The organism is Aliiglaciecola sp. NS0011-25 (genome assembly GCF_040370605.1).
GTDB classification, from domain to species: Bacteria; Pseudomonadota; Gammaproteobacteria; order Enterobacterales; family Alteromonadaceae; genus Aliiglaciecola; species Aliiglaciecola lipolytica_A.
Genome location: NZ_BAABWR010000001.1, coordinates 210,028 through 222,771 on the forward strand (window position 1 = coordinate 210,028; position 12,744 = coordinate 222,771).

Here is a 12,744-nt window from a genome sequence, read left to right on the forward strand (position 1 = left end):
CCTTGCCTAATCCTTGCTAAAAACTGAGGGCATTGTTTGTTCAAGAGTTCTCCCTTTTGTTTCAGGCATGAGAAAATAAACAAACAACAATTGAAAAAACATTGCGACTGCAAAAAATGTAAAAATTTGCGCTGGCAGAAAATTACTTAAAAAATAAGGCATTACTAAGGTAATAATAGCGGCAAAAACCCAATGAGTGCCCGATCCAATTGATTGACCTTTAGAACGTATAGCGTTGGGAAATATTTCTGCAATAAATACCCAAATAACGGCACCTTGACCTACAGCATGTGAGGCAATAAATGAAAAAACAAAGACAACAATAAATTCATTATCAATGCTGCCATTAAAACCTAAAGCGACCATGACAAGTGAAATAATATAGCCAACAGAGCCTATATATAGCAGTTTTTTACGGCCCGCTTTATCAATTAAATACATCCCCAGCATAGTAAAAATGAGATTGGTGATTCCAATCCCTGCTGTAGAGAGTAAAGAGGCGCTAGTATCCAGTCCTGCAAGTTCAAATACACGTGGAGCATAGTAAATAATGAAATTAATACCGGAAAGTTGATTAAACATTGCGATTAAAAATACCAGCATGACTAAAGGCAAATGTTTTTTTGATAACAGTCGGTCTGAGTGTGTGGAATGTTCAACAATTTGTGTAACTAATTTTAATGCTTGCGCTTTGGTATGCCCCAAGCTTTCAAATACGGAAAGGGCTTTTTCATTCTGCTGGCCGTGTAAAACCAACCAACGAGGACTCTCAGGGGCAATCAAGATCAGCGAGATAAATGCGATTGCTGGTAGAACCTCAATCCCTAGCATCCAGCGCCAATCGTCATTGGAAATACCAGATATCAGATAGTTCGAAAAAAAAGCTACCAAGATCCCAAATACAATTTGAAATTGATAAAGCGCAACTAACCTCCCACGATATTTAGCCGGTGCAATTTCAGCGATATAAGCAGGTGCAGCTATAGATGATATTCCGACACCTATACCGCCAATAAATCGCATTATGGCGAAAGTGTATGGATCTTGCGCTAGTGCTGAACCAAGCGCTGAAAATAAATAAAGGAAGCCGATTATAACCAAAGTAAACTTCCGACCTAATCTATCGGTTGGTATATTTCCAAATAATGCACCTAGAACTGTCCCCCACAGCGCTGAAGACATAACAAATACACCATGAAAGATTGGACTTGTTTGCCATAAAGCTTGTATTGGTTTATCGGCACCAGATATGACAGCAGTATCAAAGCCAAACAAAAATCCTGCCACTGCTACCACACACGCCCAGAATAGAATTCTACTCATTAGTTCTTCCTTTAATTTGTCGCTTGGTATTAATTTAAAAGTTTTTACATAATTACTAGCTTTACACTTTAATAAAAAAGGGAGCCGAAGCTCCCTATAAACAAATCTTTAACCGCAATAAATGCATTTAAAAATTGGTTTTGGGCACACTAGAAATCAATTCTCAAGGATGCTTTTATAGTGCGCCCGAGTAAGGGACGCGCAACACCTGTGTAGTCACCGTTTGAGAATCGTAATCCTTCAGTTACCGAGCTACCTTCGGTGAACGAATCTGCATCATTGAGATTACTTACGTGAAATTGGAATTCCATATTGTCGGCAAACGCATAAAGGAAACCTGCATTTAACTGTGTATATCCAGGATAAATAGTGACATTTGTATCGCCATCGGCAGCAAAACGCTCGCTGTAATGCAATACTTGTCCATATATCGTCAATGGTGTTTCATCAAACGTATATGAAGGACGGAAATTGATTAACCATTGAGATTGACGACGTGGACGTCTATCTGCTCCGCTGGTCACATCGTATTGACGTAAATCATTAACTCCGTCTCCATTTGTATCGGATTCTAAGATGGAACTGCGAATAGGATTGTCTTGTCCTTGCTTAGGATCCTGCCAAACAATACTACCTTGTAAAGTTAAGCCTTCTAACCACTCAGGACGATAGCTACCCTCGAACTCCAAGCCTTTCGTTTCTAAGCTCGTACGGAAACTATCACGAATTTTCGGACAGTTGGCAGGAGCAGGAACACTATCACAAGCAACGCCATTAGCACCTGTTGCCGATAAATCATCAAGGGTAGCGCCTAAAGTCTCTTTTGCAGCAAAATCAATAAAAAAAGCACTTAAATTAACTTCATAATTACGGTCACTAAAACGCACACCGCCTTCGTACTGTTTTATGTCTTCAACTAAGTCACCGCGTGCAATTTCGCCAGTGGAAGGATTAGTTGCAGGCCCACCAAATATGTAGTCCTCGAAACCCGGCAATCTAAACGAATCGGCATAACTTGCATATGCAGTGATTCTCTCAGTAACTCGATAATTTGCACCCAATGTCCATCCAAAAGCATCATACTCTTCTGATGCAAAGTTAGGAGTACCGTCTGGAACATTCACAAAATTGTCAGCTAATGTATCGTCCGTTGAGCCGACTACTACATCACTTGGAGTGAAATCATTAGAAGTATTTCCTGGATCAAATGAATTGGTTGTTACTCGATCAACCTCAAGTTCTTGATAGCGCCCACCTACATCAATTTGCAAATCGCCGTCCAGTAAAGAAATATGATCAAGCATATATATTGCGTTGGTACGCATTGTCGCATCCGCGCCTAAACCAAAAATTGCAGGTTGAAGAACGCCGCCATCAGTGATGGAAGGACCGACTTGATTGTCGTTCTCATCAACGGCATAAAGATCTATTAGTCTGGCATTTTCGCTAACATCACTAAGCGAGGTCGCAAAAACCGATTGCACATTGTAAGTATAATGACTTGTGTATACGCCGAATGTTAATTCGTGTGACTGATCACTGAAGTCAAAATAACGGCTTAATCGAATATCGCTGACAAAGCTAGATGCATCTACTTTACCGTATACTGGCGTGTTGTTAGCAACAATATCTGGCGCTCTTTCCGCATCACTTAAGTCTGTACCTGTAACCGACTCTGTAAAAAAGGCCTTCACACCAACTGCGTCGGCATAGGATTCACCAATTGCGCCATCGAAACTTTGTATGCGCGTAAATTGCTCAGCTTCCAGTCGCGAGCGCTCAAGCAAAGGGTCGTTAAATAATGCATTAAAACCATTACTACCCGTTGTTGAACGCATAGCTGCATTCAAACGCCATTCATTTTCAAAATCCTTGATTACATTTAATGTAAAAATATTGAATTTTGGCGCGATACCATCACTAATATCCAATGTCAGATCACTACCATCAGGATTGTATAATGTGTAATAGCTAGTTTGCGGAGAAACCGTGTTGCCATCACCAAAATCGACACCTAAATTGTTAACACTAGAAGGATCGATTTCAAACGGGTTGTCAGGCGTACCAACACCTCGGTTGTTGGTAATGGAATAAGGGATATTTTGATAAAAGTTTGTTTTATCGTCTATTACATGAGCTTGAAGCTTAATCTCAGTTGAGCCATCGTCACTAATATACAACAAGTTTCCACGAAGTTGGCCACCGCTATTACCGGTATAACCCGGATCACGTATACCGTCAGCAACTCGATAATAACCACCTATTGCGTAAGTTAGGTTGTCGTTAATAGGGCCAGCGACGAAAAAGTCATTCCTAACGTGCCCCCAGTCACCCACTTCAACTTTATATGCCCCTTCAAATTCTTGAGTACCCGTGCGCGTAATGTAGTTTACAGCCGCTCCAAGCGCATTTGAATACAAAACACCACCTGGGCCGCCTTTAACGGCCTCTACTTGAGTAGTCATTAAGTCTGGTTTAATAAAAACATCGTTATTCATAAACGGGGCTTCTGGTTCTTCATAAGCAGGTAAGCCGTCAATTAGGTTAGGAACATACCGATAGCCACCCGCTTGAGGCAACCCGCGCACTAACACGTTGTTGTGCGTCTCTCCTGCAGTTCCGCCCTCAGGAAAGAACCCTGGGATATTACCCAGTAGTTCTGCTGCGCCATGTGGGGCAAGCACTTTCATCTCCGCTTCGGAAATAGTATTGATGGAAAAGGTGGCTTCCATCTTTGCTGTGTTTCGAGTTACACCTGTGACAATTATAGTTTCAACGTCAGATTTATCAGTTTCTACCGTATCTGACGCATCTTGTGCATACAAAGAGGGTGCTTGCAGTGCAAATGCCGCGGTAATTGAAGCAGCGACTATCGATTTTTTAAACATGGATATCATCCTTATGTGTGTGTGCTGTTGTGCAATATTCTCGACAATTAATGTCTATCGATAGACATTAATGATCAAAATATCACCTGTCAACAATTTTTTAATGAATAATTAATAAATTATTAACCTTTGAACTTTTTATTTACTTCAACTTTAAAATTAACCTATTGAGATTAATCGATTATTCTGAGATTCAAGCCATCAATATTAGAATTAGAATTGCTCACTGAGCCATTAACAGTTAAACGGTTGAAATCAAGACTTGGGAACAAAAGCATAGTCAAACAACTTGCGCCATTATTAACGAATAGTTCAACAGAGCAGGTATCGACAAATATATCGATCTTTACATTTTCACCCTCAATTAATTCAAGCGGCATTGCTGCGACAGACGCAAAGCCTTTTTCAATAAAGCCAGCTTTCGTCCTATCAGCTAAAATTTGGTTAGACGCAAGATCTAACGTCAACGTAAATTGTTCATTTAAGTCGTTCGTCCAAGTTAGCGTGCTAACGTCTTTATTTTTTCCAAGAGTAAAATGAATAGAGTAAGCTTCTGGCACCGAGATAGGCTTTTTCAAATCTGAAATATTGACTTCATTTTTAAGCTTTGAAGTAAAAGACACGGCAGGAAAGCAACGCAATACGAATTTCTCGTCAGTTTTCAGTAAACTGAGTTTACGGGGAAGGGTCATAGCACCACGCCATGAATTGTCGGGCGTATCATTGGCATATAGCCAATTACTCATCCAAGCAATTAAAATGCGTTCATGTTTAATATTAGGGGTATTGTCCCAAGTAATACCTGCATAGCAGTCTGTTCCATAATCTAACCATCTTATTTGTTTATCGAATGGCTTAAAGTTTCTGCCATCAAAATCACCCAAAAAATATTGGGTTGCAGATCCACCGTTAGGCCCCCCAGGATTAATACTAATCAGCAGTACCCAGATTTCTTTACCGGATTCTTCACAGACCAGCGGAAAGAGATCGGGACATTCCCATACCCCACCGTGCGCACCATAATCCTCTCCAAATTCAGAAAGCTTAGTCCAGCTTAGGAGATTATCAGATCGATAAAAGTGCACGCATTGGCCAGCAACAACAGATTTAATCCATACCTCCTCAGCTTCGAACCAAACCACCTTAGGATCTCTAAAATCTTTAATACCTGGGTTTGGTATTACGGGATTGTGTTCAAACATGTTGAAACTCTCACCACCATCTAATGAATAAGCAATGCTTTGCACTTGTTCCTCAGATTTTGAATGCTGCGTAAATGTGGCAACAATAGGCGCATGGTTTTCATCTCCAAACCCCGAAGAGTTTTGATGATCTACGATTGCTCCACCAGAAAAGATATAGCCAAGTCCATCAGGCTCTGCATGGATTGCCGTTGGTAAGTGCTGCCAACTAATAAAATCTTCTGATATTGCGTGTCCCCAATGCATATTTCCCCAAATAGTGTCATCGGGATTCATTTGGAAAAACAGATGGTATTTGTTATCCGCGAAAAACAAGCCATTAGGATCATTAAGCCAATGACCCTCTTTAAAAAAATGGTACTTAGGTTTCCAAGTCTTACGCGGACTTGAAATATTCGCTTGTATTTGATGTTGCATCTGCGCCTCTGTAAATAAAACTAAAAGATTTTACTTGATAAAATGTCTAACGATGGTCATTATACTCATATAATTTAACTAAATGTCAACAAAATGTACTTAGTGTGTAACAATACGACATCATTTCTAACTCAATAAACGAGAATTTATGTCTTCAATTAAAGATGTCGCGATAAAGGCTAATGTGTCAGTCAAAACTGTTTCCAGAATACTTGGAGGTTTTGAGGGCGTGAGCGAAAAAACACGTCAAAGAGTGAAAAAAGCGATGGAGGAACTCGAATTCTACCCCTCTGCTGCCGCTCAAGCACTAAGAGGACAAGAAAAGGGAGTCGTTTGTTTAATTACTGAAAACCTTACTACAACTCCTGATTCTTTCGACATCATTGCGGGCATTCAACATGAATGCGAGAAAAACAAAAAGCTGCTCATGATTGGGGAGTCCGGGGGCAGCGCTGACAGTTTCTCTCGCTTGGTCGATGATTTCAGAAGGCAGAGAGCTGAGGCTATCATATTTGCGACCGTGTCTCACAAAGAAGTCAAAATAAAAGAATCTTTTAACAAATGTCCTTTAATTTTAGTGAATTGTTATGAAAAAAGCCTAAGGCACCCGACTATCCTACCTGATGATTATTTAGGTGCGCTTCAATTGACAGAAGAGCTTATTAAGCATGGACATAAGCACATTGCGTATTTAACACTTTTCAATAATATGGCAGCGACCCCCCTCAGGATAAAAGGGTTTCAAGATGCGCATGCCAAAGCAGGTTTAATGGTTGATGAAGCAGCAATTAGAGAGGGTGTTTGTGATAATAAAGACGATGAATTTGCCGAACTCCCACAAGTCCTTAAAGACATCATGTCTCGGTCAGAAAGACCTACAGCGATTTGTTGCGGTAACGACAAAATGGCGATGCGTGTTTTTATGTTGATTCGCCAAATGGGATACAAGATCCCCGAAACAATTTCAATTGTTGGCTACGACAACTACAAACTTATCGCTGAAAACTTACTACCAAAACTGACTACGGTAAGTTTGCCTTATTTCGATATGGGACAAATTGCTGCCAAAATCGCAATCAACAAAGAACTTCAATCTAATACCAAAATCCAAGAAATCAGCGGCCAACTGCAATTAAGAGGTTCACACTCTTTCGCAAAAACATAATATGGTGACAATTTTATGACCGATAGCATAGCAAAACGAAATTACTGGTTACTTAGCGCCTGCATACTAAGCTTTTTCTTAACGTGGTCGTTTTGTTTTTCGATTTACCCTATTTGGTTGAACCAAGCTATTGGACTTGATGGGTCTGAGACAGGTGTTGTGTTTAGCATTAATGCCATAACCGCGTTATTTATAATGCCTTGTTATGGTTTTTTACAAGATAAATTAGGACTTCGAAAAAATTTACTGTGGTTTGTTGGGTTAATGCTTTTTTTAAGCGGCCCATTCTTCATATATGTATACACTCCCTTACTCATGCACTCCATCTATCTTGGCGCATTAGTTGGCGGTTTTTTTTGTTCCGCCACGTTTTTTGCCGGTGTTGGCGCTGTAGAGACATATATTGAACGTGTCGGCCGCACGACAGGTTTTGAATTTGGTAAAGCGCGCATGTGGGGTTCAGTAGGTTGGGCAATAGCTACATTTTTCACCGGTCAAATTTTCAATGTGTCCGTCTCACTTAATTTCATTTTAGCGAGCTTATGCGCATTGATATTCTTATCGAGTCTATTCTTTGTAAAAATTAACGAACAGTCTGCGAAGCAGATGGAAATAGACAAAAAAGCACATGCCTTGAGCTTACAAGATGCAATTGCTTTGTTTGGTCAGCGCAAGTTTTGGGCCTTTGCGATATGGGTAATTGGTGTTTCATGTGTTTATGGGGTGTACGACCAACAATTCGCGGTGTATTTTTCCGCCCAGTTTGCAACACCAGCCGAAGGAAATGCTATGTATGGATATTTAAATTCATTCCAAGTTTTTCTAGAAGCAGGGGGCATGTTTGTTGCGCCCTTCATTGTGAATAAAATCGGAGCGAAGAACGGGTTACTGTTGAGCGGCGCAATTATGGCCTTGCGGATCATTGGTTCCGGTTATGCGGCTGATCCGCTTTCAATTTCAGCAATGAAACTGCTACATGCTGCAGAACTTCCTATTATGCTTATTGCAATTTTTAAATATATTGCTGCAACATTTGATGCACGGCTTTCAGCTACTATTTATATTGTTGGTTTCCAATTTATGGGACAGGTGGCGGCAAGCGGCTTATCGGTTTTAGTTGGTATGTTATATGATGAAATTGGCTTCGCTGAAGCCTACAAGATTATCGGCCTTGTCGTGTCTGGGTTTGTTATATTATCGATGTTCGTACTTACTTCTGATCGAAAAAAAACAAAGTTAGATGCCGTGCACGTATAACCGAGTATGAAACTCATCACAAACCTTAGATTATCATCAAAACTAGCGTATGAATCTTAATAGTGTTGATAGACAAAAAACGCCTAAACATTATTAGTCTGTGCTGAATAACAAGGTTGTTTACAACTAAGTTATTCAGCTTGTATATGGTTATCACCTACACTATAAGAAATAATTTGACTGATTTCTTGCAGTGAAAGATTGCTCTGCTGATGAAAATCGTTAAATGCGTTTTGCATAGCCGTTAAACTGCGTTTAGATGAAGCAGAGCCGCTGATTACATCTCTTTTGGCAAAATAGCTCACCACATCTTGGCTAAGAATAAACGTATCTTTACCCAAGGCGCGCAATGCGTAAGGTCCGGTATTGCCACCTAAACGTGCGCCATATTTTTTCAGATATGCCCATAACCCAATAATATCGTGAGTGGGCCATTGGGCCACAAACTTGGCAAAGCTACCTTTGTCCTGTTTAACGGTTTGAATCATTAATGCGTTTTCACGAATGGTTTTTACTTTGTTGTAATTACGAATAATACTGGGATCTTGGGCTTTTTTTTCGAGCATCTCATCTGGCATTAAAACGACCTTTTCAATATCAAAATTGAAAAATGCTCGCTCGAAATTAGGCCACTTATCCCGCACTACTCTCCAAACAAAACCTGATTGGAAAACCTTTTTACTGAATTCTGCTAAAAAACGATCATCACCAATAGCTTCTATCTTCTTAGGTGTCAGTGGCTTCGACAACAATAAAGCTAATTTTTTAGGACCTCCTTTACGCTCACAGGCTCGTTGGTAAAGGTGTTCAAATGTTTCTAAAGTTGCCAAAAGCACACTATCCTTTTTTAATTTGATTAAGCGGCAATACCCGAATGGCGTAATAATGCATCAACGCTGGGCTCTCTTCCGCGGAATGCCACAAATAACGTCATCGGCTCTTTACTGCCGCCCATTTCCAGAACATTGTGTAAAAAGTCTGAACCCACTTGCGGATTGAAAATCCCTTCTTCTTCAAACCGACTAAAGGCGTCAGAACTTAATACTTCTGCCCATTTATAGCTGTAATAACCAGCCGCGTAACCGCCGGCGAAAATATGCCCAAAGCTATTTTGAAAACGATTAAATTCTGGAGCTTTAAGTACCGACACTTTTTCACGCACTTTTTGAATAAATTCTTGCACATTAACCGGATTTTCTTGCTGGTATTGTTCATGTAAGGTGAAGTCGAACAAACTGAATTCTAATTGTCGCATCATTTGCATCGCCGATTGGAAATTACGCGCTGCTAACATCTTGTCTAACAGGTCTTTGGGCAAGGCTTCGCCTGTTTCATAGTGCCCCGATATGAATGCTAGCGCTTCGGGTTGCCAACACCAATTTTCTAAAAACTGACTAGGTAACTCCACTGCATCCCATGGCACACCATTGATTCCTGAAACGCCGGCCACATCTACCTTAGTTAGCATATGATGAATACCATGTCCAAACTCATGGAACAAAGTAATGACTTCGTCATGGGTAAACAGCGCAGGTTTGTCGCCCACGGGTCCATTAAAGTTGCATGTTAAGTAAGCCACAGGATATTGTAATTGCCCGTCGATTCGCGTTCTACGAACCTGACATTCGTCCATCCACGCTCCACCACGCTTGCGAGGCCGAGCATACAAATCTAAATAGAAACTACCACGCAATTCACCGTCATTGTCGATAATATCGTAAAACTTAACATCTTTATGCCACACATCAACGTTTTGACGCTGCACAATATTAACTTTGTATAAACGTTTAACCACTTCAAATAAGCCAGAGACCACCTGCTTTTCTGGGAAATAGCGGCGCAATTGTTCGTCTGAAATGGAATATTGTTGCTGCTTTAGTTTTTCACTGTAGTAGGCTAAATCCCATGCTTGTAATTCTGTTACCTGATGTTCAGCCTTGGCGAATTGGGTGACTTCTTGAAGATCTTTTAAAGCTTGCGGTTTTGAGCGTTTTGCTAAGTCTTCTAGGAATCCAGTAACCTGCTCAGTAGACTCGGCCATTTTAGTTGCTAGCGAGCGTTCAGCGTAACTTGCAAACCCCATAAGATTGGCTAACTCATGACGCAAAGCTAAGGTTTCTTCAATAATCTGGGTATTGTCGAACTCGCCTGCATTAGGACCTAGCTCTGAAGCACGGGTGGTGTAAGCGCGATACATTTCTTCTCGCAACGAACGGTTGTCGGCATAGGTCATAACGGGCAAATAACTTGGAATATCTAAGGTGAACAACCAGCCCTCTAGATCTTTGCTTTCAGCCAATTGCTTAGCTGCTTCTAAGGCAGAATCTGGTAACCCGGCCAATTCAGATTTGTCAGTAATATGTTTTTGCCAAGCCAATGTCGCATCCATCACATTATTGCTAAATGTAGAGGATAAATCTGACAGCCGACTTTTAATCTCACCATAACGTTGCTTTTTACTATCTTCCAACGCAACCCCAGACAAGGTAAAGTCGCGGATACCATTATCAATAACTTTCTGCTGCGCAACCGAGAGTGTGGAAAATTCTTCAGAGTGCTTAATCTGAGTATAAGCATCATAAAGACCTTTGTGCTGCCCAACCCAAGTGCCATAGGAAGATAATAGTGGTAGACATGCATCGTGGGCTTCACGTAACTCGTCATTACTCACAACAGAGTTCATATGTGATACTGGTGACCACAGCTTACCCAAAATATCATCTATTTCGTCAATTGGTTGAATGATAGTGTCCCAATTCACGGTCTCTTGCTCTAACACCCTATTAATAGTGTTTTTACAGTTCGAAATCGCCTCTTCTATTGAGTCTTTTATTTCGCTAATTTTGATTTGCGTAAACTGAGGCAAAGACTTGATATCTGATTGAGAATGATGAGTGGCGACTTGATTCATAAATGTATCCATTAATATTTTAAGGGTTGGAACTTTGTACGTGAGGCCTTATAAAGGCAATTACAAGAGATAGGCAAATATATTTATTACCTTCATGAACTTTTTGTCTGAAAATTGAATCCACAGGATTTGTGCTTCTTATTCATCTACAATAACCTAATTAATACAACTAACTTCAGGATAAAACATGGCAGATTTTGATTACATATGTATCGGCGGGGGCAGTGGTGGAATTGCTTCAGCAAACCGCGCAGCAAAGTATGGCAAAAAGGTGGCAATAATTGAGGCAACAGCGGTTGGCGGCACTTGTGTAAATGTGGGCTGTGTTCCTAAAAAAGTGATGTGGTTCGGCGCCCATGTCGCTGAAGCCATAAACCTATATGCACCAGACTACGGATTCGATGTCACAATCAATAAATTCGATTGGAAAACCTTGGTTGCAAGCAGAGAAGCCTATATCAAGCGCATTCATGGTAGCTACAGCAGCGGCTTTGAGAAAAATGGCGTTACTTTAATTTCAGGTTTTGCTACTTTTGTAGACAAAAATACCGTTGAAGTGAATGGCAAACAATATACCGCAGAGCACATTCTTATTGCTACTGGCGGTCGCCCTACCATACCAAAGATCCCAGGTGCAGAATTGGGAATCGACTCTAACGGCTTTTTTGAATTAAACCAACAACCTAAACGTGCGGTTGTGGTTGGTGCCGGATATATCGCGGTAGAGCTAGCAGGTGTAATGCACGCTTTAGGTACAAAAACCGATTTAGTCGTGCGTAAACACGCGCCATTAAGAAGTTTTGATACTATGCTATCCGAAACCTTAGTAGAGCTTATGGCTCAAGATGGCCCGACTCTGCACACCCATGCTACCCCCACACAGGTAATTAAAAATACAGATGGTTCGTTAACCATTGAATTTGAAAACGGTACCAGTATTGAAACAGACTGTGTTGTTTGGGCCATAGGACGTGAACCCGCTAATGATAAAATTGGCATCGAAAATACTGGCGTTGAACTCAATGAACGTGGATACATCAAAGTCGACAAATTCCAAAATACCAACGTAGATGGGATCTATGCGGTAGGCGATAACATTGGTTATGTTGAACTCACACCTGTTGCGGTTAAATCAGGACGTTTATTGTCTGAGCGTTTGTTTAACGGTCAGACTAATGCACACATGGATTATTCTCTTATCCCAACAGTGGTATTTAGTCATCCTCCAATCGGCACTATAGGTTTAAGTGAAGATGAGGCGATCAAAGAATACGGTGCTGACAACGTTAAAGTATATAGCTCTAGCTTCGCGGCTATGTACACAGCAGTGACGAAACATCGTCAAATGACTCGAATGAAACTAGTTTGTGCAGGTGAGGAAGAAAAAGTCGTCGGCTTACATGGCATAGGTGCCGGTATGGACGAGATTCTGCAAGGATTTGGCGTGGCTATGAAGATGGGCGCCACTAAAGCTGATTTTGATGCTTGCGTAGCCATTCATCCTACTTCTGGAGAAGAATACGTCACTATGTGACCCTAGCCGACTAACAAAGCGAACCGTTTCTCCCTAGTTTTGGCTGT

The 12,744-nt window shown here is 40.9% G+C and carries 8 protein-coding genes; 3 read left to right on the forward strand and 5 right to left on the reverse strand.

The window, feature by feature from the left end; genetic code table 11:
• Positions 1–6: 6 nt before the first annotated feature.
• The 3 genes from ABWV72_RS00980 to ABWV72_RS00990 all read right to left on the reverse strand — a co-directional run bounded on the left by ABWV72_RS00980 (position 7) and on the right by ABWV72_RS00990 (position 5,830).
• On the reverse strand, positions 7–1,323 hold the full coding sequence (locus tag ABWV72_RS00980; protein ID WP_353368355.1) for a sugar porter family MFS transporter: 1,317 nt from the start codon (positions 1,321–1,323) through the stop codon (positions 7–9).
• 149 nt (positions 1,324–1,472) lie between these two features.
• Positions 1,473–4,211, reverse strand: coding sequence for a TonB-dependent receptor domain-containing protein (locus ABWV72_RS00985; protein ID WP_353368356.1), 2,739 nt, complete (start codon positions 4,209–4,211; stop codon positions 1,473–1,475).
• 173 nt (positions 4,212–4,384) lie between these two features.
• Complete coding sequence (locus ABWV72_RS00990) at positions 4,385–5,830, reverse strand: glycoside hydrolase family 32 protein (RefSeq protein WP_353368357.1); 1,446 nt, start codon at positions 5,828–5,830, stop codon at positions 4,385–4,387.
• 148 nt (positions 5,831–5,978) lie between these two features.
• Between ABWV72_RS00990 and ABWV72_RS00995 the strand changes: the two genes are divergently transcribed.
• A complete protein-coding gene (locus tag ABWV72_RS00995; RefSeq protein ID WP_353368358.1) occupies positions 5,979–6,995 on the forward strand; it encodes a LacI family DNA-binding transcriptional regulator in 1,017 nt (338 codons plus the stop codon).
• Between the two features lie 15 nt (positions 6,996–7,010).
• Complete coding sequence (locus ABWV72_RS01000) at positions 7,011–8,252, forward strand: MFS transporter (protein ID WP_353368359.1); 1,242 nt, start codon at positions 7,011–7,013, stop codon at positions 8,250–8,252.
• A gap of 131 nt (positions 8,253–8,383) precedes the next feature.
• On the opposite strand, the gene ABWV72_RS01005 is transcribed toward ABWV72_RS01000, so the two are convergent.
• On the reverse strand, positions 8,384–9,082 hold the full coding sequence (locus tag ABWV72_RS01005; RefSeq protein WP_353368360.1) for a DNA-3-methyladenine glycosylase I: 699 nt from the start codon (positions 9,080–9,082) through the stop codon (positions 8,384–8,386).
• A 26-nt stretch (positions 9,083–9,108) separates the two neighbouring features.
• Entirely contained in the window at positions 9,109–11,163 is a 2,055-nt protein-coding gene (prlC, locus tag ABWV72_RS01010) for an oligopeptidase A (protein ID WP_353368361.1), read from the reverse strand.
• Between the two features lie 187 nt (positions 11,164–11,350).
• Here prlC and gorA point away from each other — a divergent pair, with 187 nt between their 5' ends.
• Entirely contained in the window at positions 11,351–12,697 is a 1,347-nt protein-coding gene (gorA, locus tag ABWV72_RS01015) for a glutathione-disulfide reductase (RefSeq protein ID WP_216049125.1), read from the forward strand.
• The last annotated feature ends 47 nt before the right edge of the window (positions 12,698–12,744 follow it).